Below are 24296 nucleotides of genomic sequence, written 5' to 3' on the forward strand. Positions count from 1 at the left end.
TTATCGCCGTCCGGGGTGCGGGGTTCACCTGGGAGGCTCCACAGACCGGTGATAACCATCACAACGGGGGTACGGGCGGCGCGGCGCGCGACTCCGCTGTTCGGTCCTGCCCGCCGGCGCGGCTCCGCGCGGCGTCCGATTCGGCGTCGGTCCGGCGTCTGTTCCGGCGTCCGGTCCGACGTCGGCTCGGCGTCCTTCAGGGTGTGCGCTTCTGATTCACTCCGGCCGTTCGGTGGACATCCATGGAAGGACCCTTGCGCCGGGAACCCGGCAGGTATAACGGATACATCACAGAGCGTGGTGAACTCCCGCCACCCGTGTCCGAAGTGCCCGAGAAGCGGACGCCCGATGCACAGCACTCACAGTCCCGGCGCGGCCGCAGACGCGCTTTCCGCCGGTGCACTCTCCGACGGTGCGCTCTCCGAGGGTGCGCTCCCCGACGGCGGAGACAGCCGCGACGGAGGCCTCGACAGCGGCTGCGACGAGGGCGGCGGTGAGGGCTGCGACGACGGTCCAGGACACAGAGCCCACGCGTCCGAGCTCGGCGCGGCCCGTTCCAGCTGGCCCATGGACCGCCAGGCAGCAGCCACCTTCGCCGCCGTCGCCGCGTCGGTCGCCCGGGCCCGGTTCTTCGTCCGGATCACCGCCGCCATGTGGCGACTCGCTCCGGACACGCTGGCCGACACCGAGCTGTGCATGTCCGAGCTGGTGGGCAACGCCGTCCGGCACACCAGCAGCGAACGCCTGCACTGCCGGCTGTGGAGCGCCCGGGGGATGCTCTTCGTCGAGGTGGACGACGAGGACCTGCGCGACGTCCCCCGGGTCGCCCGCGCGGGCGAGGACGACGAGGCCGGACGCGGCATGCTGCTGATCGACACCTTCAGCACCGCCTGGGGCGCCGTCCCCCGCCCCGGCGCGAGCGGAGAGACGGTCGGCAAGACGGTCTGGGCGGCACTTCCTCTGCCGCGCTGAGCCATGTGGGTGAAAGCCCCGCTTCCGCTCACTCGGCGGGTATCGGCAGCGGCTGCTTCTGCAGTGCCGCCGCCATGACCTCCGGAAAGAGGTCCGGCGTGCAGGCGAACGCCGGTGCACCGAGTGCGGCCAGGGCTCCGGCGTGCTCGCGGTCGTAGGCGGGCGCGCCCTCGTCGCTGAGCGCCAGCAGCGCGATGAACTGCACCCCGGCGGCCTTCATCGCCGCCACCCGCTTCAGCATCTCCGTCCGGATGCCGCCCTCGTACAGGTCGCTGATCAGGACCACCACGGTGTCGGCGGGCCGGGTGATCTTCGACTGGCAGTAGGCCAGCGCCCGGTTGATGTCCGTGCCGCCGCCCAGGCGGACGCCGAAGAGCACGTCCACCGGGTCGGCCAGTTCCTCGGTCAGGTCGACGACGGAGGTGTCGAAGACGACCAGCCGGGTGCTGAGCGAGTGCATCGACGCCAGCACGGCGCCGAAGACGGACGAGTGGACCACCGAGGCGGCCATCGATCCGGACTGGTCGATGCAGAGGATGACGTCCTTCTTCACCGCCCGCTGCGCCCGCGCATAGCCGACCAGACGCTCGGGCACGACGGTGCGCTGCTCCGGCAGGTAGTTGGCGAGGTTGGCCCGGATGGTGCGGTTCCAGTCGATGTCGTGGTGGCGTGGCCGGTGGGTGCGGGCGCTGCGGTCCAGCGCGCCGCCGACCACCGAGCGGGTGCGCGTGGCGATCCGGCGTTCGAGGTCCGCGACGACCTTGCGGACCACCGCGCGGGCGGTCTCCCGCGTGGTCTCCGGCAGCGCCTTGCCGAGCGAGATCAGTGTGGCGACCAGGTGCACGTCCGGTTCGACCGCCTCCAGCATCTCCGGCTCCATCAACAACCGGGCCAGGCCCAGGCGTTCGATGGCGTCCTGCTGCATCAGCTGGACCACGCTGGTCGGGAAGTAGCTGCGGATGTCGCCCAGCCAGCGCGCCACCTGCGGGGCGGAGCCGCCCAGCCCGGCGCTGCGCGTGCCCGACCCGGAGCCCTCGGGCCGCTGCTGGTAGAGCGCCGCGAGGGTCCGGTCCATCGCGGCGTCCCGCCCGGCGAGCGCCCGCCCGGTCCCGTCCGCGTCCCCGCCGAGGGCCAGCCGCCAACGACGCAGTCGCTCGTCGTGATCGTCGTGCTCCTCGTGAGCGCCGTGCTCCTCGTGAGCGCCGTGCTCCTCGTGAGCGCCGTGCTCCTCGTGAGCGCCGTGCTCCTCGTGAGCGCCGTGCTCCTCGTGAGCGCCGTGATCGCCGGTGCCCCGAGCGTCATGTGTCGTCTGTTGCCGCGTCACTTCGTCTCTCCCGTCCCCGTCCCCAGAATCAACTGGACCGTGGCCAGAGCGGGCGCGGCCCGCTCGGCGTCGAACCCGACCGCGAAGCCGAGCGGCGCGTCCATCGGGCGGTCGCGCCCTGACATGCCGTCACGCACCCGCTCGCCGACGCTGCGTCGGACACCGGCCTCCAGCCGGGCAAAGGTGCGGCGCAGCAGCGGAAGCACGTCCGGGAACACGTCCTCCGGGATCGCGGCGATCCAGGCGTCGAGCAGCGCGAGCAGGCGCTGGTCGTGCACCAGCAACATCCCGCCGCCGGCGAGGAAGCCGTCGACCCACGCCGCACCCTCGGCGGGCGGGACCCCAGGCGTCAGCACCAGCCCGAGCAGCCGGGCCGTCTCGTCCTCCGCCAACCGGCCGTCGTCCAGCAGCAGTCGGGTGGCCCGGCCACGAACGACTCCGGCGGCGAGCTCACGCCGCACCAGGCCGCGCAGGCAGGCGACCCACTGCTCCGACACGTCCGGTGTTGTTGGCTGACGCCGCGCGGTGGGCGCGGTGGACGCGGTCGGCTCGGCCTCCTGGGTCTGCTCAGTCAACTCGGTCAGCTCGGTCAGCTCGGCGGCGGGTTCCGTCTCCGAGAGCGTCGTCGCAAGCAGGCCGATCGCGCTGTGGGTGGCCGTGATCCGGTCGGCCAGCGCGGCTGCCGCCACCGGCTCGAGCGACGTGGCCGCGGCGGGCAGCCCCACGCATATGCGCACGGCCAGGGAGGTCGCCAGCTCGCTCAGCAGCCCGGCTCCGGTGGACCGGACGTCGCCGTAGCGCAGGGAGCGCACCAGCGCCGGGAGGGCGTCGGCAAGATGGTCCACGTCGGTGTCGAGCGCCGCACGGTCCGCCAGGCAGCGCAGCACCACCGGAAGGGCCTCCGGCAGCGCGGCGAGCAGGCAGCGCTCCGCCAGCGCGGTCACCTCCCCGAGCCGACCGGCCTCCACCGCCTGCGCCGAGGCACGCGCCGAGGCAGCCGCCTCGACGGTCGTGCCCCACACGCCCGCCTCGGCGACCTTGACCGCCAACTCCGGCTCCCAGGCCAGCTCCCAACTCTCCCGGAAGGTCCCGGTGGAGCGGGTCTGGGAACGGGCGGGGACCGCCCAGTCGATGCCGAGCAGCGTCAGCCGGTGAAGCAGCCGACTGCGTGCCGCGTCCAACTCACGCCGCAGATCCAGGTCGAGGGACCGGACCCGGGCCTCGGGTTTGAGCCGGAGCTCGCGCTGAAGCCGGGTCAGGTCCCGCTGCAGCGGCACGGCTGGTGCTCCCTCCGGCACCTCGCCGAGCGCGTCGCCGACGACCAGCCGGTCCTCGATCAACCGCAGCGGCACGTCCGAGCCGTCGCACAGCACCGCGCGGACCGCGTCGACCGTCTCCGCCAGCCCGGCCAGCGGCCGACCGCGGACGACGGCCAAGGTCTCCGCCAGCCGCACCGCCTCGATCACGTGCGCCGAGGAGACGGCGTGGTCCTCCTCGCGCAGCAGCACCGCGACCTTGGTCAGCCAACGCTCCACGACCCGCTGGCCGTTCGCCTCGAACAGGTGCTGGTACCAGCCCGGGGAGGCGATCCCCGCCCCGTAGCCGGTGGCCTGCGAGAGCCGACGATGCGTCCACGGCACCCAGGTCAGCTCGACCTTGACCTTGGGCAGGCCGCGCAGCAGCGCGTTGTCGGCGGCGGCCGTCGACGCCTTGGGCTCGAGCGCGGGCACGTGCCAGGCGCCGCAGACGACGGCTATCCGCTGGTGCCCGGCCTTGGCCGCGACCCGGATCTGCTTGCGCATGTGCGCCTCGCGGCGCGCGTCCCCGGGCGTGACCGGAACCCCGGCCCGCAGCTCCCCCATCGCCTCGGCGAGAGCGCGGAACGGCGCCAGGGCGTCGACGGGCGGCGCGTCGGCGTTCCCGTCAGCGCTCACGTCGATGCTTCCGTCAGTGCTTCCGTCTGCGCCCCCGGACGAGGCCATGCGTGCCGGGTGGGTGTGCTCGACGACGTCGTCCCACCAGCGCTCGGCATCCTCCTGCCCGGCAGCGCGCGCGAGTTCGGCGATCGGGTCCAGGAGCGGCGTCGCCACGGACGTCTCGACCGGATCGCCGTTCTCGGCCCGCTCAGCCTTCTCGTCCTTCGCGTTCTTCTCATCCTTCTCGTCCTCGTCGTCGCTGGTGGCGAGGGCGAAGGTGTGCGCCGCCGGCAGGTCGACGAAGCGCACCGGGATTCCGCCGTCGAGGGCGTGCCGCAGCGCGACCCACTCTGGCGAGAACGCGGCGAACGGCCAGAACGCCGCCCGCGACGGCTGGTCCACGACGTGCGCGAGCAGCGCGACCGGCGGCGTCATCTCCTTGCTTGCGGCCAGCGGCAACAACGCGTCGGCCTCGGGCGGCCCCTCGATCAGCACCACGTCCGGCCGGAACTGGGCCAGCGCCGCGCCCACGGCCCGTGCCGAGCCGGGACCGTGATGGCGGATGCCCAACAGGGCGGTCTCCGTCAACGCCGCCTCCTCAGCGCGCAACCGCGTCGCGGCAGCTGCGGTAGAAGTCCTTCCAGTCCGCGCGCTCTCGCACGACGGACTCCAGGTACTCCTGCCAGATCAGCTGATCCGTCGCCGGATCGCGGACCACCGCGCCGAGGATGCCCGCGGCCACGTCCCCCGCGCGCAGTTGACCGTCACCGAAGTGCGCCGCCAGCGCGAGCCCGTTGGTGACCACGGATATGGCCTCGGCCGTGGAGAGCGTGCCGGAGGGGGACTTGAGCTTGGTCCGCCCGTCGGCGGTGACGCCGTCGCGCAGCTCCCTGAAGACCGTGACCACGCGCTGGATCTCGGCCAACGCGGTCGGCGTCTCCGGGAGTTCGAGCGAGCGGCCGAGCTCGGTGACGCGGCGGGCGACGATGTCCACCTCGTCGTCGAACGAGGCGGGCAACGGCAGCACCACCGTGTTGAAGCGCCGTCGCAGGGCGGAGGACAGCTCGTTGACGCCGCGGTCGCGGTCGTTGGCGGTGGCGATCAGGTTGAAGCCGCGGACGGCCTGCACCTCGTCGCCCAGCTCGGGGATCGGCAGCGTCTTCTCGGAGAGGATGGTGATCAACGTGTCCTGCACGTCGGCCGGGATGCGGGTGAGCTCCTCGACCCGGGCCGTCATGCCCTCCGCCATGGCGCGCAGCACCGGACTCGGGACCAGGGCCTCCCGGCTGGGGCCCTCCGCGAGCAGCCGGGCGTAGTTCCAGCCGTAGCGGATCGCCTCCTCCGGCGTGCCCGCGGTGCCCTGGACCAACAGCGTGGAGTCTCCGCTGACCGCGGCGGCCAGATGCTCGGACACCCACGTCTTGGCCGTGCCCGGCACACCGAGCAGCAGCAGCGCCCGGTCGGTGGCGAGGGTGGTCACCGCGACCTCGACGATCCGACGTGGACCGACGTACTTCGGCGTGATCACCGTGCCGTCCGGCAGCGTGCCGCCGAGCAGGTAGGTGGCCACCGCCCAGGGCGAGAGCCGCCAGCGCGCCGGACGCGGCCGGTCGTCCGCGGCGGCGAGCGCCGCGAGCTCGGCCGCGTACGCCGTCTCGGCATGCGGCCGGAGCACGGCCGGAGCCTCGGCCGGGGTGTCGAGCACAGGGTCGGACACGGGGTCGGGCACGGGGACGGAGGGTGTGGTGGACGTGGACATAGGTCTCCTCAGGGAGGAAGGCACCAGGGCATCGTCGGCGGACCGCCGGAACGCGGTCGGAAACGCAGTCAGAAACACGGTCGGCAGCACAGTCGAAAACGCAGAGTCGGCAGGTCGACAGGGCATTCACGGCCCGGTCGTCGCCTGCGAGAACCACTCTGCACGGTGGGTCTGACAATTCGTCGGGCCACCGCCCCGAACGAGTGAACGACGCCTTACGCAGCAGCCCGATGTGTCAGTGGTGGGCTCTAACGTCACGGACATGAACGATCGCTGGACTACCGATCACGTTCTCTCCCTCTCCCCTGACGCCCCCTCGGCCAAGGCCGCCGCCAAGCTCGCCAAAGCGGAGCCCTGGTCCGACACGGGCGCGTCCGCCGCCGCCGTGTGGGGCGCTTGCAAGGGCAGCGGGTCGCGGCCCTACCAAACGGTGGTCGCGTTGGACGGCCCCGCCTACCACTGCTCCTGCCCGAGCCGGAAGTTCCCTTGCAAACACGCGCTGGCGCTGTTGCTGCTCTGGTCCGGCGACGCCCTGTCCGACGCCGAAGCATCGGAGTGGGCCGCCTCCTGGCTGACCTCCCGTCAGCAGCGGGCCGAGCGCGCTACGGAGCGCGCCACCGCGTCCGCGCCAAAGGACGACACCGCGGCGGTCGCCCGCCGGGCCGGGCGTGAGGCACGCGTTGCCGTCGGTACGGCCGAGCTCCAGGCCCGCCTCACGGACCAGCTCGGCACCGGGCTCGCCGAGGCGCCCGGCCAGGGCTACCGCTTCTGGGAGGGCGTCGCAGCGCGCATGGTCGATGCCCAGGCCCCCGGCCTGGCCACCCGTGCACGGGAGTTGGGCGCGCTGCCGGCATCCGGACCGGACTGGCCCTCCCGCCTGCTGGAGGAGTACGGCCTGCTGCACCTGCTGGCCTCGGGCTACCAGCGGGTCGGCGAGTTGCCCGAACCCCTGGCGGCGACAGTCCGTTCCCGCGTCGGCTTCACCGTCGACAGCGCCGAGGTACTGCGCGGCCCGCTGGTCCGCGACCGGTGGCTGGTCCTCGGCTCCCGCGACAGCGCCGACGAGCGCCTCACCACGCGCCGGCTCTGGCTCCGGGGTGAGGAGTCGGGCCACACCGCGCTGCTGCTCTCCTTCGGCCGCCCAGGCGTGGCGCCGGAGTTGGCGCTCCCGACCGGCCTGGCACTCGACGCCGAGCTGGCCTTCCACCCGGCTGCCCGCCCGCTGCGCGCCGCCCTCGGCGCCCGCCACGCCGCTCCCGCCGCCGCGCCGCGGCCCTCCGGCGTGACCGTCGATGCCGCGCTGGACACCTACGCGGCGGCGCTCGGTGACGACCCGTGGCTGACCTGCTGGCCGGTCGTCGTCTCGGACGTCGTCCCGGTGCCCACGGAGACGGGCTGGAGCCTGGTCGACGGCACGGGCGCGATACCGCTGCGCTCCGGCTCGCTCTGGCGGCTCGTCGCCGCGTCCCAGGGCCGTCCAGTCACCCTTTTCGGCGAGTGCGGCTGCCGCGGCTTCGATGCGGTCACCGCCTGGACCGACGAGGGATCCCTTCTGCTGTGAGCGCGGGCAATTCACCTACGTTCATCGGCTGCCCCGCACCCCGCCCCGGCAGAAAGGCCTCACGTGACGCCCACGACGCCTGCACCTCCCGCAACCGCCTGGTCCGACCTCGTCGAGGACGCCCTCCTCGGCACCAACCGCCGCAGTCGGCCCGACCTGCTCGACCGTGCCGCCGCGCTCACCGTGGCACGCCGGGCCGGTCTGCGTCCGGCGCCCGCACCCGAGATACCGGCCGCCGCGCCACCGGACACCCGCACGCCGCTGCCTCCGGCCGCCGCACGACGACTCGCGTCCCTGCTGGCGGACGGCTCAGCCGGGGAACTGCTGCCGCAGTGGCTCGCCGCCACCCGGCTGCGCGGCTACGCGCCGCCTTCGTCACTGCTCCCACAACTGCTCGACACCGCACGCCAGCGGAGCGAAATCCGCCCGGACGCCGTTGCCGTCGCCGGTCCCGTCGGGCGCTGGCTGGCCGGGCTCAACCCCGAGTGGCGCTTCGTGCTGCGCGTGCCCGTGGAGGGCCCCGAGGTCAACGACACGACAGTCGATCCGACAAACAGTCAGTCCCTTTGGCAGGAGGGTCTCTTCGCCGAGCGTGTCACCTACCTGACCCGACTCCGGAGGCGCGATCCCGCGGCCGGGCTGGCGTTGCTCCGGACGACGTGGCGCAGCGAACGTGCGGAGGACCGGCTGCTCTTCCTGGACGCACTGCAGGAGGGCCTCGGTCCGGACGACGAGGCCTTTCTGGAGGCCGCTCTCGCAGACCGCGCCAAGAACGTCCGGGCGACGGCGGCCGAGCTGCTCTCCACGCTGCCTGGGTCCGCTCTGGCCGGGCGGATGGCCCAGCGCGCGCGGCAGGCGGTCTTCCTGCAGGGCCAGGACCTGGTCGTCGAGCCGCCCACCGGCTGCGATGCCGCGATGCAGCGAGACGGCATAGCCGCCGGTTCGCCGACCGGCCGTGGTGACCGGGCATTCTGGCTTGGCGAGATCGTCGCGGCGACCCCGCTCCGTCTCTGGACCGAGCTGATCGGCCCGCCGGAGGAGGTCCTGGCGCTCTCGCCCACCCCGGAGTGGGCCCGCGAGCTGTTCGACGCCTGGGCCCGGGCCGCGGTCCGCCAGCACGACGCCGCATGGGCGAGCGCGCTGCTCACCATCCACGCCGCCCATGGGGCAACGGGCACGCCGGCCCGCCTGGTCGCCGTACTGCCGCCCGACGAGCGGGCGGAGTGGACGGCGGGTTTCCTGTCCGTACAGGGGTTGGCCGACGCGTTCCAGCTGCTGGTCACCTGCCCGGGTCCGTGGCCGGAGCTGCTGTCCACGACGGTGCTGGACGCACTCGCCGAGGCCGCGAACGGCGGCGCCTACCCGTGGAGCCACAGCGGCGTGCTCGGCGTCGCCGAGCGCTCGTTGCCGGTCGCCGCGGCCGCTCGCGTCGACGAGCTGGCCGCGACCGGTTCAGCAGCGTGGGCGGAGGTCTTCACCCGGCTCGCCGGCACGTTGCGCACCCGCAATGCGATGCTCACCGAACTGGGCAGCCGCGAACCGGACAGCCGCGAACCGGGCGGCGTCAAGCTCGCCGGCTGACCTTCAGGTTCGACGGGTGACCTTCCGCGCCCGGAGCCGGACGGTCCGCCGCCCGAGGATCAGGCCGCGGCGCCCGCACGCAGGTTGCTCTCGACCCAGCTCACCACGTCGCGCGTCGGCGTGCCGGGGGTGAAGATCTCGGCCACGCCGAGCTCCTTGAGCTGCGGGATGTCGGCGTCAGGGATGATGCCGCCGCCGAAGACCACGATGTCGGCTGCGTCGCGCTCGCGGAGCAGCTCAACGATCTTGGCGCAGAGCGTCATGTGCGCGCCGGAGAGGATCGACAGGCCGATCCCGTCCGCGTCCTCCTGGATCGCGGTGTCGACGATCTGCTCCGGGGTCTGGTGCAGCCCGGTGTAGATCACCTCCATGCCGGCGTCGCGCAACGCACGGGCGATCACCTTGGCGCCACGGTCGTGACCGTCGAGACCGGGCTTCGCCACCACCACGCGGATAGGGCCGGACACGCCCATCTTTGCCTCCTGCGTCCTTGCAGTTGCTGCGTTGACCGACGTTGCCATCCGGTGTCGGCATCCGGTGTCGGAACGTTATCCCCGGCCGGGGCCGGACGCCGTTTCGCAGACCCGAGCGAGGGGAGAATCACAATGATCCACCGTTCGTCCTGATCCATCGTTCATCGACGAGTTCACTGCGCGTTGGAGCCATACCCCACCTCGGCGACGCCCACCCGTCGTCAGCCGCCTGTGATCCACCACCAAGGCGGCCATCAGGGTGGCGGGGGCATCGAGGCGCAGCGGGGAGCCGCAAGCCGTCACGCAGCCACCGCTGTGCTGCCGCCCGCTCGGCGCGCCCTCGACACACGTTCGGCCGCGACTCCGGCGCCGCACGAGGTTGGTGCGGCACGGTCGCCGCCGCGTCGCGTCGTGGGACTCGAGCCTGCTCGCCCGTCCACGCCGGACGCTTCCCGGATCCGACCCGCGGGGAGGTCGTGGCTGTGAGCATCGTGTCGGAGCGCACCGGCGCCTGGGCGCGCGAGATCTGCGGGACCGGGCTGGGCATCGGGCTGGGTGTCGGCTTGGAAGGCGTCGCACTGGCCGGCCATCTGCTGCTCTACCCCGGTGGGTTCCTCCAGCCGGAGCCGTGGCCGCCGGAGCGCCCGCAGCACTGCGGCCACCTGCGCCGCAGTCAGTCCGTCGCGGAGAGCAGGCTCGGCCAGGACCGGGCCGACGGGATCGGTGGGGCCGGGGGCGGGGTCGGCGGTGACGGGGAGGCGCTCGGAGGCGCCCACGCCCCCGTCCTGTTGCTGCACGGCCTCTTCGACAACCGGGCGGTCTTCACGCTGCTCCGCCACAACCTGCACGTCCACGGTTGGGACCACGTGCACGCGTTGAACTACAACCCGCTGACGCTCGACATCCCGCGCGCCGCCGCACTCTTCGGCCACCAGGTCGAACAGGCCCGCTGGATCTACGGCGGCGAACGGATCGCCGTCGTCGGCCACAGCCTCGGCGGACTGATCGCGCGTTACTACGTACAACGCCTCGGTGGGAGCGAACACGTGCACACCCTGGTGACCCTCGGCACGCCCCACCAGGGCACGGTGGCGGCGCATGCACTCCGCGCCTTTCCGATCGTGCGTCAACTACTGCCGGGCAGCGAGGTGATATCCGAACTCGGCGCGCCTGCGCCCGAATGTTCGACGCGCTTTCTCTGCTTCTGGGGCGGCCTGGACGCGCTGATCCTTCCGCACCAACACGCCCGACTCGACCACCCCGACCTCGCCACGGAGAACGTGCTGGTCCGCACCGCCGGACACCTGTCGCTGCCGGTGCACTGGGAGGTACTCACGCGTGTGCGCGAGGCGTTGACGGACGCCCAGAAATCGACACCAGTACGACGAGTGAACAGTCGTCAGATCGCCTGATCGTAAGACGGCTACCTGGGGGGACAATTCAGGAGTTCTCTTGTTTCCGGTGCGATACCGGGGATACAGTCACGGACACTTTCCCGCTGTCGAGGTGGATTGGGATTCCCGTGACCACTGATACCAGTTGGTACGGCCAGGAAACCCTGGTCCTTCCCGACCACGGTCGGCCGTACCCGGAGCAGTGGGCCTACGACACATACGACGCATATGCGTACGCGCACCCCTACACGGATCCCTACTGCCCGGCCCACCAGGCGTACCACCAGGAGCCCTGTCAGGCGCACTTCGGGTGTCCGGAGTACCAACGGCCCCAGCCCGCGTACTCGGCGGCCTTCGCGGACCACCCGACCACCACGGCGGTCGCCTACGTCGACGCCACCATCGTCGACCTCCCGGCCGACGCTTCCGTCGACGTTCCTGTCGCAGCCCCCCTCACGCCGCCGCCCGCCGCACCACCCGTCGTCGGCGGGCGGGCCGCCGCCAGAGGGGCGCGACGGAAGGCGGCCCGGCGCCGGTCCGCGGTGCTGACCATCGTCGCGCCGTCCGCGGCGGTTCTGGGAGTTGCCGGTGCAGCCGCCGCCACGATGGGCCCCCTGAGCGCCCACCACCACGTCACAACGACCGCCATCTCGGCCCCCGACGCCGCCCAGGCGCAGGCGAAGACGCTGACCAGCACCGAGACGCGGGACGCCGCCGAACGCACCAGCCGCGACGAAGCCCGCACCGCCCTGCAACTGCGGGTCGCCGCAGCCAAGAAGGCCGCCGCCGAGGCGCCGCGCTTCGTGCTCCCGATCGCCTACCACACCGGCCTCAGCGCGCTGTTCGGCCAGGCCGGGACGCACTGGATGCAGTTGCACACCGGCATCGACTTCCCGGTGCCGGTCGGCACTCCCGTCCACGCGGTGACCGGAGGGGCCGTCAGCACCGAGTGGAACCCCTTCTACGGCAACATGTCCAAGGTGACCGCGCCGGACGGCACGATCACCTGGTACTGCCACCTCAGCGCCTACCGGCTGCACAGCGGCCCGGTGAAGGTCGGCGAGGTGATCGCCTACTCCGGCGACACCGGCAACTCCACCGGACCGCACCTCCACTTCGAGGTGCACCCGACCGGCGGCCCGGCCGTGGACCCACTGCCCTGGCTGCTGGCCCGCGGCCTGGACCCGCGCTGAGGCGGGCCCGACTACTCAGCGCTCAGAGCTTCTCGACCGGTGCGTAGCGCAGCAGCAGTTGCTTCGTGCCCTCCGCGCCGAAGTCGATGGTGGCCTTCGCGTCGTCCGCCGGGCCCGACACCGCCATCACCGTGCCCAGTCCGAAGCGGTCGTGGGTGACCCGGTCGCCGACGGCCAGGCTGACCATCGGACGGTCCTTCATCCGTCCCGCGTTCTTGCCCCAGCCCGCCGCCGGCGTGGAGCGTCGGCCACCCGCCGTACCCGTGCCGGCCGAGCGGCCACCGAATCCACCGCCGGAGCCGCCCGAGCCGCCGGACTTCAGCGACGGCACTGCCGCCGCGGCGGTCCGCTTCTCGTCCACCAGGGTCGGCGGGATCTCCTCCAGGAACCGCGACGCCGGGTTGTACGACGGCTGACCCCAGGCGCTGCGCAGCACCGCTCGGGAGAGGTAGAGCCGCTCCCGGGCCCGGGTCAGGCCGACGTAGGCGAGGCGGCGCTCCTCCTCCAGCTCCTTGGTGTTGTTCATCGCCCGCATGTGCGGGAAGACGCCGTCCTCCATGCCGGTCAGGAAGACGACCGGGAACTCCAGGCCCTTGGCGGTGTGCAGCGTCATCAGCGTGATGACGCCCCGCCCTTCACCGTCTTCGTCAGGGATCTGGTCGGAGTCGGCCACCAGCGCGACCCGCTCCAGGAAGCCGGGCAGACCCGTCTGGACGGGCTCCCCGTCCGGGCCCTCGACCGGCTCCTCCTGCTCGAACTCCAGCGCCACGGCCGCGAGTTCCTGCAGGTTCTCGACACGCGTCTCGTCCTGAGGGTCCGTCGACGCCTGGAGCTCGGCCAGGTATCCGGTCTCCTCCAGCACCGCCTCCAGCACGGCGGCGGGCCCCGCACCCGATTCGACCACACCGCGCAACTTGGCCATCAGGTCGTTGAACTTCTTCACCGCATTGGCGGAGCGCGCGGCCATGCCGTACGCCTCGTCCACCCGCAACAGCGCCTGCGGGAAGGAGATCCGTTCGCGCGAGGCCAGCGCCTCGATCATCGCCTCGGCACGCTCGCCGATCCCGCGCTTGGGCACGTTGATGATCCGGCGTAGCGGCACCGAGTCCTCGGGATTGGCCAGCACCCGCAGGTAGGCCAGGACGTCACGCACCTCACGGCGCTCGTAGAAGCGGACGCCGCCGACAACCTTGTAGGGCAGGCCGACGCGGATGAAGACCTCTTCGAAGACACGCGACTGCGCGTTGGTGCGATAGAAGACCGCGACGTCACCGGGCTTGGCGTCGCCCGCGTCGCTGAGCCGGTCGATCTCGTCCGCGATGAACTGCGCCTCGCCGTGCTCGTCGTCGGCGACGTAGGAGGTGATCCGGGTGCCCTCGACGCCTGCCGTCCACAGGTTCTTCTTGCGGCGGTTGCTGTTGCGCTCGATGACAGCGTTGGCAGCGCTCAGAATCGTCTGCGTGGAGCGGTAGTTCTGCTCCAGCAGGATCGTGGTGGCGTTCGGGTAGTCCTCCTCGAAGTCGAGGATGTTGCGGATCGTCGCGCCGCGGAAAGCGTAGATCGACTGGTCCGCGTCACCGACCACGCAGAGCTCGGCGGGCGGGATCTCGGCCAGGGCAGCCTGGGCCGGGTTCACGAACTCGCCGTCCACCGTCTTCTTCGGCGCCTGGCCGCTGGCGCCGCCCGTCAGCTCGCGCACCAGCATGTACTGGGCGTGGTTGGTGTCCTGGTACTCGTCGACCAGGATGTGCCGGAACCGGCGGCGGTAGTGCTCGGCGGCGTCGGGGAACGCCTGGAGCAGGTTGACCGTGGTCATGATGATGTCGTCGAAGTCGAGCGCGTTGGCCTCGCGCAGCCGCCGCTGGTAGAGCGCGTAGGCCTCGGCCAGCTTGCGCTCCATCGGGTTGTCGGCCTGGCCGGCGTAGGTCTCCTCGTCGATGAGCTCGTTCTTGAGGTTGGAGACCTTGGCGGTGAAGGACTTCGGCGGGAACTGCTTCGGGTCCAGGTCGAGGTCGCGGCAGACCAGCGCCATCAGGCGCTGCGAGTCCGCCGCGTCGTAGATCGAGAAGCTGGAGGTGAACCCGAGCCGCTTGCTCTCGCGCCGCAGGATCCGGACGCAGGCGCTGTGGAAGGTGGAGACCCACATCGCCTTGGCGCGCGGCCCGACCAGGGCCTCGACGCGCTCGCGCATCTCGCCCGCGGCCTTGTTGGTGAAGGTGATCGCCAGGATCTCGCCCGGCTGCACGCCGCGTGCGGCCAGCAGGTAGGCGATCCGGTGCGTGAGCACCCGCGTCTTGCCGGAGCCGGCACCGGCCACGATGAGCAGCGGCGAGCCCGCGTGCTCGACCGCCTCGCGCTGCTGCGGGTTCATGCCGTCGAGCAGCGTCTCCGGGTCCCGGACCGGATGCGGCGCGCCGTTGCGGTAGTACGCCCCGGGCACCGGCTCGGCCGGGTCGAAGGACTGGAAGAGCCCGCTCGGGATCTCCTCCTCGTACGGCGCGTCGTACGAGGCCTCGTGCGGAGCCTCGAACGAGGCGTCGAACGGGGCCTCGCCGTATGCCGCGTGGTCGTACGGCGGCTCGCCCGCCGAAGGCGCCGGGGCAGGGGTGTCCAGGCCGGGCAGGGGGATGTCGTCAAAGAGGCTGCTCATCACCCACGAGTCTAGGACGCCCCACGGACACCCCGGGACGGCTTCAGCGCACCATGCTCCTGACTTCGGCGAGCAGGCCGTCACAGCCCGCCTCGCAGAGCCCGAGCACCTCCTCGAAGCCGGCCAGACCGCCGTAGTAGGGGTCGGGGACGTCAAGATCGTCGCCGTCGGGCGTGTGCCGGGAGGCGTCGAAGGAGCGCAGCAGCCGGATCTTCGCCGCCTCCTCCGAGGTCCGGGCGAGGCGGCGCAGGGCCCGCTCGTGCCCCCGGTCGAGCGCGACGACCAGGTCGTGCGTGGCGAACCACTCCGGGCGGAACTGCCGGGCCACGTGGTCGCTGCCGTATCCGGCCGCACGCAGCACCCGGACGGCACGCTCGTCGGCCGGGTCGCCGACGTGCCAGGAGCCGGTGCCCGCACTGTCGACCAGGATCCCGCACGCCAACCCCGCCTCGGCCACGCGTGCGCGCATCACCTGCTCGGCCATCGGCGAGCGGCAGATGTTCCCGGTGCAGACGAAGCAGATGCGCATCACCCGACCATGATCGGCCATGTACGCTCGGCACGCTCGACAGGGGCGCCGGCGGCGAGTACGGCCGAAACGTGCGCGACGCGGGCCGGGATCTCGCCCTACCGTCGGCGCCATGGACGACAACCGAAGAATGATCAGGACATCGAAGTTCCTCTCCCGGGTTCTCCGGCACGATCCGGGCAGCATCGGCATCCGCCTGGACCCGGCCGGATGGGTGGACGTCGCGCAGCTCCTCGCAGCGGCCGCTGCGCATGGCCGCCGGATCAGCCGGGTCGAGTTGGACAGGGTGGTCGCGGAGAACGACAAGCAGCGGTTTGCATTCAGCCCGGACGGGGGCCGGATCCGGGCCAGCCAGGGCCACACGGTGCCGGTGGACCTCGGCTACCAGGAGGCCGCGCCACCGGCGCGGCTCTTCCACGGAACGCACCCCGGCGCGCTGGACGCCATCTGGCGGGAGGGGCTGCGTCCGATGCAGCGGCATGCCGTGCACCTGTCGCCGGACATCGCCACGGCGACCCGGGTGGGCGGCCGACGCGGACGGCCGGTGGTGCTGAGCGTGGACGCGGCCGGGATGGCGGCAGCCGGGTTCGTCTTCCGGGTCAGCGCCAACGGGGTCTGGCTGACGGACCACGTCCCGCCGCAGTTCCTCGGCCAGGTCGCGCCGGACCAGGTCAGGGCGGACCAGGTCAGCGCAGACCAGGTCAGGGCGGACCAGGTCAGGGCGGACCAGGTCAGGGCGGACCAGGTCAGGGCGGACGAAGAACACTCAGAACACTAGCGAGGCAAAGTCCGATCGTCGGACTGATCCGACTGATCGCCTGACCAGTCGTCATACGGTCGAAAGACACACGCCATCGACCACGACCGGACGATCGGAGCCGCTCCTTCCGTCGTCTTCCGACCAGCCTCGTCAACCACACGGTGCCCACCACTCCCAGCGGGCTAGCGTCGCGCTCCAACCACCTCGGGAGAAGGGAACGCCCTCGTGGCGTCACACCAGAAGCATCGAAAACCCCGGACCTCACCGCTGGCCGGACCGGCTGTCCGCACCGCCGCCACGCTGGTGACGGCCGCAGCCGCCTCCGTGGTGGCGCTGACCCAGCCGGGCCACGCGGACCCGAAGCCGACCCCGAACCAGGTCAAGGCCCAAGTGGGCGAGCTCTACCAGCAGGCCGAGCAGGCCACCCAGCAGTACGACGGCGCAGTCGCCGCGGCCCAGCAACTGCAGGCCCAGGCCGGGCAGTGGGAACAGGAGGCCGCCCGCACCGACAGCCGGCTCAACCGACTGACCAGCGGGCTCGATCAGATGGCCGCCACGCAGTACCGCAACGGCGCCATGGACCCGCAGCTGCAACTGCTGCTCTCCGCCGACCCCGAGGACTACCTCCAGCGCGCCGGCGACCTCTCCCAGGCCCTCGCCTCGCAGTCGGACCTGCTGCAGCAACTCGCCACCGAATCACGGACGCTCCGCTCGGAGCGCGCCGCCGCCGACTCCAGGCTCGCGGCCCTGAAGGCCGAGGAGACCCGGCTGGCCGCGGCCAAGGCCCAGATCCAGGAGAAGCTCGGCGCCGCCCAGGCCCTGCTCAACACCCTGACTGCCGCATCACTCGCCACCGTCACCCAGACCGGCGGCACCACGACCACCCCGCCCGGCCTCGCCGACATCCCCGCCTCGGGCCGGGCCGCAGCTGCCGTGGCCTTCGCCCGGGCGCAGTTGGGCAAGCCCTACGTCTGGGGCGCGACCGGACCGAACTCCTACGACTGCTCGGGCCTGGTCCAAGCCGCCTGGGCCGCAGCGGGTGTGGCGCTGCCGCGCACCACCTACGAGCAGATCGACACGGGGACGCGGATCCCCGTCAGCGACCTCCAGCCCGGCGACCTGGTCTTCTACTACTCCGGCGTCAGCCATGTGGGCATGTATGTCGGCGGCGGCGAGATCATCCACGCTCCGCACCCCGGCGCGGCCGTGGAGTACGCGCCGGTCGACGAGATGCCCATCGTCGGCGCCGTCCGGCCCTGACCGCGCCCTCCGACCGCGCCTCAGACGAGCCGACGTGCCGTGGCCCACCGGGTGAGTTCGTGACGGTTGCTCAACTGCAGCTTGCGCAGCACCGCCGAGACATGGCTCTCCACCGTCTTCACCGAGATGTAGAGCTGCTTGGCGATCTCCTTGTACGCGTACCCGCGCGCGATCAGGCGGAGCACCTCGCGCTCGCGCTGCGTCAGCCGGTCCAGGTCCTCGTCGACCGGCGGGGTGTCGGTGGCCGCGAACGCGTCCAGCACGAAGCCGGCGAGCCTGGGCGAGAAGACCGCATCGCCCTCGCGGACCCGGAAGATGGCGTCGACCAGATCGGTGCCCGTGATCGTCTTGGTGACGTAACCCCGCGCGCCGCCGCGGATCACGCCGATGACGTCCTCCGCCGCGTCGGAGACCGACAACGCCAGGAACTTGACGCCCTCGAGCGATGCGCAGCGCCGCAGCACCTCCACCCCACCGCCGCCGGGGAGGTGAACATCGAGCAGCACCACGTCCGGCATGGTCGAGGTGACCACCGTGACGGCCTGATCGACATCGGCGGCCTCGCCCACCACGTCGACGTTGGTCCGCTCGGTCTGGCCGATCTCCGCCCGGACACCCGTGCGGAACATCCGGTGGTCGTCCACCAGGACCACTCGCGCCTGAGGTCGTTCCGCGTTCGTGTTCGCGCTCATCCGTTCGTCGCCCTCTCCATCTCCAGCTCAACCTCCGTGCCGCCCGCAGGGGCCGGGCGCACCCGGGCGTGGCCGCCGTTGCGCTGCATCCGCCCGATGATCGAGCCGCGCACGCCCATCCGGTCCTCCGGCACCGCGTCCAGATCGAACCCGGGACCGCGGTCACGAACGAACACCCACACCGTACTGCCCTCGACCTCGGCGTAGACCGAGACCGGTTCACCGCCACCGTACTTGGCGGCGTTGACCATGGCCTCCCGTGCGGCCTGGAGCTGGGCGCCGAGCCGTTCGTCCATGGGCGCGTCGCCGACGCAGATGACCTCGACGGGGACGCCGTGCAGGTCCTCCACGTCGGCGGCGACCTTGCGGACCGACTCGGCCAGGGTGTCCGGGGTGTCGTCGTCCGCCGGATCGCCGGAGCGGTAGAGCCACTGGCGCAGGTCGCGCTCCTGGGCCCGGGCCAGCCGGGCGACCTCCTTCGGGTTGTCGGCGTGGCGGAGGATGAGGGTCAGTGTGTGCAGCACGGAGTCGTGGATATGGGCGGCGACCTCGGCCCGCTCCTGGGCGCGGATGCGCTCGCGGCGTTCGGTTGCCAGGTCCTGCCACATCCGCAGCAGATAGGGGCCGGCCAACAGCAGCACCCCGGCCAGCACGACCAGCACGGCCTGCATGACCTTGCCGAACTCGGCCAGCGAGCCGGAGACGACGAGGAAGCTGACCACACCGGCGGCGACCAGGACGACGCCCGCCCCCAGCCGCAGCGTCAGCGCGCCGCCGCTGCTGTCGTCCAGCGAGAACCAGCGTGCCCAGCGGGCGTCGTCGACCTGCCGCCAGACCAGGGCGACACCGGCTCCGGAGATCAGCACCGGCCAGAAGTACGGGTCGTCCTGGCCGGCCGTGAGCACGTTGATCAGCACCAGCACACCCGCCAGCACGGCGACCAGCGCGAGCAGCCGACCCCGGTCGTTGTCGGCCTGGGGCCGCCCGGACGCCGCGCCGCCCTCCTCCGCCGCCGGGCCCCCGGCGGCGGAGTCCCCCTGGAACAACTGCTGGAGCGAGCGTCTGGCCCGGCCGATCACGCCCCGCGACCGCCCGGCCCGGACGGACTCACCCGTCTCGCCTGCCTCGCCCGCCTCGGCTGCCCCGGCGGGCCGACCCGGCCCCCCGGCAACGGCCCGACCCATCGGCACCACGAACCAGAACGCGGCGTACAGCACCAGGCCCAGCCCCTGACCCAGTGTCAGCACCACGAACGCGGCGCGGACCCAGAGCACCGGGATGCCCAGGTGCGCGGCGAGCCCGCTGGCCACGCCGCCGACCACGCGCCCCTCGGGACGGCGGTACAGCTTGCGGACCGGCGTGCCGGGCTGGCCGACTGCGTCGGGCCGGGCGTCCGGGCGGTCGGAGATGAGGTCGCTGCTTGCCACGGTTCGATCGTCACACGGCACGGGTGAGAAAAGCATCAGGGTCGACCCCGATGGTCGCCCTGGTTCCGGAGTCGGGCTGTGTCAGGGTTGATCTCAGGGTTCGACCAGGGAGATGACGGATGGGCACGGGCGCTGACGACCAGCAGGATGGGGGCATGGATCCCACGACCAGCATCCCGCCCCCGCCGGACGGCGACGCCGCACCCGGTGCCGACCAGGAGCCCGCGAGCTCCCGGCCGCCGCTGGAACGCAGTGCCAGCCACCGCGTGGTCACGGGCGTCTGCGGCGGCCTCGGCCGTCGGCTGGACATCGATCCGCTGGTCTTCCGCGTGGTGATCGCGGTGCTCTGTCTGTGGGGCGGCGTCGGCCTCTTCATCTACGGGGTCGCCTGGCTGATGATCCCCATGGAGGGCACCGGCAAGAACGAGCTGCAACGCCTGATGTCCGGCCGGGTCGACGGGCAGTCCCTCAGCGCCGTGCTGGTCACCGTCCTCGGCACCGGCATCTTCTTCTCCTACATGGGCGCCAAGGACCACGTCTTCCCACTGCTGCTGATCGCCGCGCTGGCCTTCGCCGCCCTCCGCTACGACCCCAAGCGCCACCAGTTTCCGCCGCGCGAGCAGGCTCCCCCGGTTGTCCCGGAGCCGGCTCCGGCCACCCCGAACTGGTGGCAGCGGACGGACACACTGCTGAAGACCACCACGACTCCGCCCCCGGGTGAACCGGTCTCCCTGGCGAAGCCGCCGCATCCCCCGACGGACGCCGTCCCCGGTGAGCTGTTGACGGAACCCACCGAGCCGCTCGCTCCGCTGCCGCCCTTCGAGTCCTTCGAACCCTTCGAGTCTGCCGGGGGCGCGGCCGAGCCGGAGCGGCGACGCCGGGTGCGCGGGCCCTGGGGGCTGGCCGTCCTGGTGCTGGCAGCCGGCACCGCAGGAGCCGTCTACGCGGCCCAGGCCCCGCACCATGTCAACGCCCTCGCCGTCACGGCCTCGGCGCTCGTGGTGGTCGGTCTCGGGCTGGTGCTCAGCGGCCTGTTGCGGCGGCGCGCGATCGGCCTCGCCTTCGTCGCCCTGTTGCTCTCCGGCGCCACCGCCGTGGTCGGCGCAGCCCCCTGGCAGCACTGGAGCCATACGACCTGGGCCCCCGCCTCGGCGGCCCAGTTGCAGACGACCTACGACCTCCGCGCGGGCGCGGCCACCCTCGACCTGCGCAACGTCCAGCCGGCGCCGGGTCAGACGGTCACCACCCATGTCAGCCTCGGCGCGGGAACGCTCAAGGTGCTCCTTCCGGGCGGCTCCGTCGCCCCCGAGGTCAGGCTCAACGCCCAGACCGGGGCGGGTGAGCTGAAGCTGCCGGACGGCCGCCAGTTCTCCGGCGTCGGCAGTTCCCGCAGCGTCGATCTGAACCAGGGCGACGCCGCCGCCCACGGCACTGTGACGGTCGAGCTCCAGGTCGGTGCCGGCCAGGTGGAGGTGCTCCAATGAACAGGCGCAGCAAGGCTCCTGGCGGTGGGCGGCGCGTGCAGCTCTACCCGCTGCTGAGCGGTCTCGTCTTCGTCACCGTCGCCGTGCTCTACCTGCTGCAGGCCGGGGGCGTGCTGCGGGTGAACGGGCGAGTCCTGCTTCCCGTCGAGCTGATCGCCCTCGGGGTTGCGGGTCTACTCGCGGCCGTCTACACCCGAGCGCCGCGCGGCGCGGCGGCCCGACGCGCGGCAAGCTTCGGCCAGAGCACGGAGTCCAGCGAGAGATAGGGCGTCCCCGCCAGCACCAACGGGAGCCACGCCATCAGATAGATGAGGTCGTTGCCCAGGAAGTAGGGCGACGTCTGCCAGCTCACGGTGAGAAAGAGCGTCAGGTTCAGCAGCGCCCCGCCGACGGCGGCCACCCGGCCGAGCAGGCCGACCAGGGTGCCGACGCCCACCGCGAGCTCGCCGATGGCGAAAGCGAGCGCGAACGCGGTGGGCGCGTGGAGCGCCAGGCTCAACAGCGGCCCGATCGGGCTCGAGGCCCTGAGCGCCCGCGTCATCGACGCGAACGACTGCGCGTCGGAGAGACCGCCCAGATAGTTCGGGTCGGTGAACTTGTAGCAAGCCGCATAGATGAAGGTGACCCCGAGAAACACCCGCAGGGGCAGTAGCGCATAGGTGGTGCCCCATTGCTTCATCCGCTCACGCGAAAGCGCTCCGCCCATGGCTGCTGCTCCTCAGCGTCTCCTCGGTTCCCCGACCAGTACGCCGCGGTGAACCTGCGGGTTCAGCCTAGGATCAGTCTTCGTCGTACGCACCGGCCAACGCGTCCGAGTGCCCCGCGACCAACGGCTGGTAGTTGATCCAGGCGACGAGGTCGTTGCCGATTTGGTCCCGGGTGAGCACGGCGCTCTCGTGCCCGATCTGCACCGGCTTGCCGGCGCCCTGGGCCAGCAGCTGTACCTGGCAGGAGCGCTCCATGGTGATGAACCACCAGGCGGCCGCGTCGACCGAGTCACCGACGGTCAGCAGACCGTGGTTGCGCAGGATCACCGCCTTGTGCGGGCCGAGGGCGGCACCGATCCGGCGTCCCTCCTCCCGGTCCAGCACGACGCCGGTGTAGTCGTCGAAGAGCGCGTGGTCCTGGTAGAACGCGCAGACGTCCTGGGTGATCGGGTCGAGCAGCTGCCCCAGCGCGGAGAAGGCGCGGCCGTGGGTGGAGTGACTGTGCGCGGCGGCGACCACGTCCGGGCGGGCGGCGTGCACCTCGGAGTGGATAGCGAAGGCAGCCTGGTTGACGTGGTGACGGCCCTGCACGACCTGTCCCTCGTGGTTGACCAGCAGCAGGTCGCCGGCGTTGATCTGCTTGAAGGACATGCCGAAGGGGTTGACCCAGAAGTGGTCGGTCCATTCGGGGTCGCGGGCGGTGATGTGTCCGGCAACCCCCTCCTCGAACCCGAACTTCCCGAAGAGCCGCAGCGCGGTCACCAGCCGCGCCTTGCGATAGGCCCGCTCGGCCTCGACGGTCTCGAACTTCGGTGGCAGCGCGAACTGAAGGCTGTCCATGGGGACGGGCTGCGGGGGTGGGTTCGTCATGCTCGGAAGCTACCGCGCGGTAGCGGCGCTTACCAGAGGCAGACGAGCAACCACGCACACACCAGGGGCGCGAGGCTCTGCCGATGTGCGGCAGAGCGTCGCGCCCCTGGGTGGTGCACCTACCGGTGAGAGCGAAGGCTCACTCCCACTCGATCGTCCCCGGCGGCTTGCTGGTCACGTCGACCACGACGCGGTTGACGTCGCGGACCTCGTTGGTGATCCGCGTCGAGATCTTCTCCAGGACCTCGTACGGCAGGCGGGACCAGTCCGCCGTCATCGCGTCCTCGGACGAGACCGGGCGCAGCACGATCGGGTGACCGTAGGTGCGGCCGTCGCCCTGGACGCCGACCGAGCGGACGTCGGCCAGCAGCACCACCGGGCACTGCCAGATCTCCCGGTCCAGGCCCGCGGCCGTGAGCTCCGCGCGGGCGATCGCGTCGGCGTCGCGCAGCAGGTCCAGGCGGTCCTTGGTGACCTCGCCGACGATGCGGATGCCGAGGCCCGGGCCCGGGAAGGGCTGACGCTGGACGATCTCCTCCGGCAGGCCGAGCTCCTGGCCGACCATCCGGACCTCGTCCTTGAACAGCTTGCGCAGCGGCTCGATCAGCTGGAACTCGAGGTCCTCGGGCAGCCCGCCGACGTTGTGGTGTGACTTGATGTTCGCGGTGCCCTCGCCGCCGCCGGACTCGACGACGTCCGGGTAGAGCGTGCCCTGGACCAGGAACTCGACCGGCTCGCCGGACGCGCCCGCCTCGGCGATGATCTCGACCTGGGCCTGCTCGAAGACGCGGATGAACTCGCGTCCGATGATCTTGCGCTTCTCCTCCGGGTCGCTGACCCCGGCGAGCGCGCTGAGGAAGCGCTCCTCCGCGTCGACGACCTTGAGCTTGACGCCGGTGGCCGCGACGAAGTCCTTCTCGACCTGCTCCGTCTCGCCCTTGCGCATCAGGCCGTGGTCGACGTACACGCAGGTGAGCTGGTCGCCGATGGCGCGCTGGACGAGCGCCGCCGCGACTGCGGAGTCGACACCGCCGGAGAGACCACAGATCGCGCGCTTGGTGCCGACCTGGGCGCGGATCGCCGCGACCTGCTCCTCGACCACGCTCGAAGTGGTCCACGTCGGGGCCAGGCCCGCGCCGCGGTAGAGGAAGTGCTCGAGCACCTGCTGGCCGTGCGTGGAGTGCATCACCTCGGGGTGGTACTGCACGCCGTAGAGCCGCTTGGCGTCGTTCTCGAACGCGGCCACCGGGACGACGCTCGTGGACGCGCTGACGGTGAAGCCCTCCGGCGCCGCGGAGCAGGCGTCACCGTGCGACATCCAGACGGACTGCTCGGCCGGGGTGCCCTCGAAGAGGGTGGAACCGGTCTGCGAGACCGCCAGCGGAGTGCGGCCGTACTCGCGCGCGCCGCTGTTGTCGACGACGCCGCCCAGCGTGGTGGCCATCAACTGGAAGCCGTAGCACATGCCGAAGACCGGCACGCCGGCCTCGAACAGCGCCCTGTCGACCGTAGGCGCGCCCTCCTCGTAGACGGAGGAGGGTCCGCCGGAAAGGATGATCGCCTTGGGGTTCTTGGCGAGCATCTCCGAGACCGGCATGGTGTGGGGCACGATCTCGCTGTACACGCGGGCCTCGCGGACGCGACGCGCGATGAGCTGGGCGTACTGCGCACCGAAGTCGACGACGAGAACGGTGTCGACGGCGGTGTCCGCAGGGTCGGGGGTCGCTGATGCCACAGGGCGGCC

19 protein-coding genes and 1 pseudogene are annotated in these 24296 nt (G+C 71.8%); 9 read left to right on the forward strand and 11 right to left on the reverse strand.

What is annotated here, in order from left to right; translation table 11 throughout:
• The first annotated feature begins 348 nt into the window (after nucleotides 1–348).
• Nucleotides 349–972, forward strand: a complete 624-nt coding sequence (locus ABH940_RS13450) for an ATP-binding protein (RefSeq protein WP_370071024.1) — start codon at nucleotides 349–351, stop codon at nucleotides 970–972.
• Between the two features lie 28 nt (nucleotides 973–1000).
• Here ABH940_RS13450 and ABH940_RS13455 read toward each other — a convergent pair whose 3' ends face one another.
• The 3 genes from ABH940_RS13455 to ABH940_RS13465 all read right to left on the reverse strand — a co-directional run bounded on the left by ABH940_RS13455 (nucleotide 1001) and on the right by ABH940_RS13465 (nucleotide 5971).
• Nucleotides 1001–2122 carry a VWA domain-containing protein gene (locus ABH940_RS13455; protein WP_370071059.1) on the reverse strand — a complete coding sequence of 374 codons (1122 nt, stop codon included), beginning with the start codon at nucleotides 2120–2122 and terminating at the stop codon, nucleotides 1001–1003.
• A gap of 170 nt (nucleotides 2123–2292) precedes the next feature.
• Complete coding sequence (locus tag ABH940_RS13460; RefSeq protein WP_370105351.1) at nucleotides 2293–4800, reverse strand: DUF5682 family protein; 2508 nt, start codon at nucleotides 4798–4800, stop codon at nucleotides 2293–2295.
• Nucleotides 4801–4810: 10 nt separating this feature from the next.
• Nucleotides 4811–5971: an AAA family ATPase gene (locus tag ABH940_RS13465; RefSeq protein WP_370071028.1), complete on the reverse strand. Its 1161-nt coding sequence runs from the start codon at nucleotides 5969–5971 to the stop codon at nucleotides 4811–4813.
• 262 nt (nucleotides 5972–6233) lie between these two features.
• Between ABH940_RS13465 and ABH940_RS13470 the strand changes: the two genes are divergently transcribed.
• Both ABH940_RS13470 and ABH940_RS13475 read left to right on the forward strand, forming a co-directional pair.
• Entirely contained in the window at nucleotides 6234–7532 is a 1299-nt protein-coding gene (locus ABH940_RS13470) for an SWIM zinc finger family protein (protein WP_370071030.1), read from the forward strand.
• Nucleotides 7533–7595: 63 nt separating this feature from the next.
• Complete coding sequence (locus ABH940_RS13475; RefSeq protein ID WP_370105352.1) at nucleotides 7596–9113, forward strand: DUF5691 domain-containing protein; 1518 nt, start codon at nucleotides 7596–7598, stop codon at nucleotides 9111–9113.
• Nucleotides 9114–9172: 59 nt separating this feature from the next.
• On the opposite strand, the gene ABH940_RS13480 is transcribed toward ABH940_RS13475, so the two are convergent.
• Nucleotides 9173–9586 (reverse strand): cobalamin B12-binding domain-containing protein, encoded by a 414-nt coding sequence (locus ABH940_RS13480; protein WP_370071034.1) that lies wholly within the window; start codon nucleotides 9584–9586, stop codon nucleotides 9173–9175.
• A gap of 482 nt (nucleotides 9587–10068) precedes the next feature.
• Here ABH940_RS13480 and ABH940_RS13485 point away from each other — a divergent pair, with 482 nt between their 5' ends.
• Both ABH940_RS13485 and ABH940_RS13490 read left to right on the forward strand, forming a co-directional pair.
• On the forward strand, nucleotides 10069–10998 hold the full coding sequence (locus ABH940_RS13485) for an esterase/lipase family protein (RefSeq protein WP_370071036.1): 930 nt from the start codon (nucleotides 10069–10071) through the stop codon (nucleotides 10996–10998).
• 110 nt (nucleotides 10999–11108) lie between these two features.
• Nucleotides 11109–12173 carry a M23 family metallopeptidase gene (locus tag ABH940_RS13490; RefSeq protein WP_370105353.1) on the forward strand — a complete coding sequence of 355 codons (1065 nt, stop codon included), beginning with the start codon at nucleotides 11109–11111 and terminating at the stop codon, nucleotides 12171–12173.
• A gap of 22 nt (nucleotides 12174–12195) precedes the next feature.
• Here the strand turns inward: ABH940_RS13490 and pcrA are convergent, their stop codons facing one another.
• On the reverse strand, nucleotides 12196–14823 hold the full coding sequence (gene pcrA, locus ABH940_RS13495) for a DNA helicase PcrA (protein WP_370071040.1): 2628 nt from the start codon (nucleotides 14821–14823) through the stop codon (nucleotides 12196–12198).
• Nucleotides 14824–14866: 43 nt separating this feature from the next.
• Entirely contained in the window at nucleotides 14867–15373 is a 507-nt protein-coding gene (locus tag ABH940_RS13500) for a low molecular weight protein-tyrosine-phosphatase (protein WP_370071042.1), read from the reverse strand.
• 91 nt (nucleotides 15374–15464) lie between these two features.
• On the opposite strand from ABH940_RS13500, the pseudogene ABH940_RS13505 reads away from it, so the two are divergent.
• Both ABH940_RS13505 and ABH940_RS13510 read left to right on the forward strand, forming a co-directional pair.
• Nucleotides 15465–16001, forward strand: a pseudogene (locus ABH940_RS13505) (RNA 2'-phosphotransferase); the annotation flags it as partial.
• A 336-nt stretch (nucleotides 16002–16337) separates the two neighbouring features.
• Complete coding sequence (locus ABH940_RS13510; RefSeq protein WP_370068697.1) at nucleotides 16338–17372, forward strand: NlpC/P60 family protein; 1035 nt, start codon at nucleotides 16338–16340, stop codon at nucleotides 17370–17372.
• Between the two features lie 20 nt (nucleotides 17373–17392).
• On the opposite strand, the gene ABH940_RS13515 is transcribed toward ABH940_RS13510, so the two are convergent.
• Nucleotides 17393–18064 (reverse strand): LuxR C-terminal-related transcriptional regulator, encoded by a 672-nt coding sequence (locus ABH940_RS13515; protein WP_370068699.1) that lies wholly within the window; start codon nucleotides 18062–18064, stop codon nucleotides 17393–17395.
• A complete protein-coding gene (locus ABH940_RS13520; protein WP_370068701.1) occupies nucleotides 18061–19491 on the reverse strand; it encodes a PspC domain-containing protein in 1431 nt (476 codons plus the stop codon). The genes ABH940_RS13515 and ABH940_RS13520 overlap by 4 nt, the downstream gene beginning before the upstream one ends.
• Nucleotides 19492–19646: 155 nt before the next feature.
• On the opposite strand from ABH940_RS13520, the gene ABH940_RS13525 reads away from it, so the two are divergent.
• Nucleotides 19647–20975: a PspC domain-containing protein gene (locus ABH940_RS13525; RefSeq protein WP_370068703.1), complete on the forward strand. Its 1329-nt coding sequence runs from the start codon at nucleotides 19647–19649 to the stop codon at nucleotides 20973–20975.
• Complete coding sequence (locus tag ABH940_RS13530) at nucleotides 20972–21241, forward strand: hypothetical protein (RefSeq protein WP_370068705.1); 270 nt, start codon at nucleotides 20972–20974, stop codon at nucleotides 21239–21241. Before ABH940_RS13525 ends, ABH940_RS13530 begins: the two co-directional genes overlap by 4 nt.
• Here ABH940_RS13530 and ABH940_RS13535 read toward each other — a convergent pair.
• The 3 genes from ABH940_RS13535 to guaA form a co-directional block, all read right to left on the reverse strand.
• Nucleotides 21163–21681: a TQO small subunit DoxD gene (locus ABH940_RS13535; protein WP_370105354.1), complete on the reverse strand. Its 519-nt coding sequence runs from the start codon at nucleotides 21679–21681 to the stop codon at nucleotides 21163–21165. The two genes, ABH940_RS13530 and ABH940_RS13535, sit on opposite strands and share 79 nt — an antisense overlap.
• Nucleotides 21682–21754: 73 nt before the next feature.
• Nucleotides 21755–22552: a class II aldolase/adducin family protein gene (locus tag ABH940_RS13540; RefSeq protein ID WP_370068709.1), complete on the reverse strand. Its 798-nt coding sequence runs from the start codon at nucleotides 22550–22552 to the stop codon at nucleotides 21755–21757.
• A gap of 139 nt (nucleotides 22553–22691) precedes the next feature.
• A complete protein-coding gene (guaA, locus tag ABH940_RS13545; RefSeq protein ID WP_370068711.1) occupies nucleotides 22692–24287 on the reverse strand; it encodes a glutamine-hydrolyzing GMP synthase in 1596 nt (531 codons plus the stop codon).
• Between the last annotated feature and the right edge of the window lie 9 nt (nucleotides 24288–24296).

The sequence above is a fragment of the Streptacidiphilus sp. BW17 genome (assembly GCF_041262485.1).
GTDB lineage: Bacteria > Actinomycetota > Actinomycetes > Streptomycetales > Streptomycetaceae > Streptacidiphilus.

What these genes read in the sequence shown, in the direction of transcription:
- ABH940_RS13450 (WP_370071024.1), top strand. Translation starts at nt 349, where the DNA reads ATGCACAGCACTCACAGTCCCGGCGCGGCCGCAGACGCGCTTTCCGCC.
- ABH940_RS13465 (WP_370071028.1), bottom strand. Translation starts at nt 5,971, where the DNA reads ATGTCCACGTCCACCACACCCTCCGTCCCCGTGCCCGACCCCGTGTCC.
- ABH940_RS13470 (WP_370071030.1), top strand. Translation starts at nt 6,234, where the DNA reads ATGAACGATCGCTGGACTACCGATCACGTTCTCTCCCTCTCCCCTGAC.
- ABH940_RS13480 (WP_370071034.1), bottom strand. Translation starts at nt 9,586, where the DNA reads ATGGGCGTGTCCGGCCCTATCCGCGTGGTGGTGGCGAAGCCCGGTCTC.
- pcrA (WP_370071040.1), bottom strand. Translation starts at nt 14,823, where the DNA reads ATGAGCAGCCTCTTTGACGACATCCCCCTGCCCGGCCTGGACACCCCT.
- ABH940_RS13500 (WP_370071042.1), bottom strand. Translation starts at nt 15,373, where the DNA reads ATGGCCGATCATGGTCGGGTGATGCGCATCTGCTTCGTCTGCACCGGG.
- ABH940_RS13515 (WP_370068699.1), bottom strand. Translation starts at nt 18,064, where the DNA reads ATGAGCGCGAACACGAACGCGGAACGACCTCAGGCGCGAGTGGTCCTG.
- ABH940_RS13525 (WP_370068703.1), top strand. Translation starts at nt 19,647, where the DNA reads ATGGATCCCACGACCAGCATCCCGCCCCCGCCGGACGGCGACGCCGCA.
- ABH940_RS13530 (WP_370068705.1), top strand. Translation starts at nt 20,972, where the DNA reads ATGAACAGGCGCAGCAAGGCTCCTGGCGGTGGGCGGCGCGTGCAGCTC.
- ABH940_RS13535 (WP_370105354.1), bottom strand. Translation starts at nt 21,681, where the DNA reads ATGGGCGGAGCGCTTTCGCGTGAGCGGATGAAGCAATGGGGCACCACC.
- ABH940_RS13540 (WP_370068709.1), bottom strand. Translation starts at nt 22,552, where the DNA reads ATGACGAACCCACCCCCGCAGCCCGTCCCCATGGACAGCCTTCAGTTC.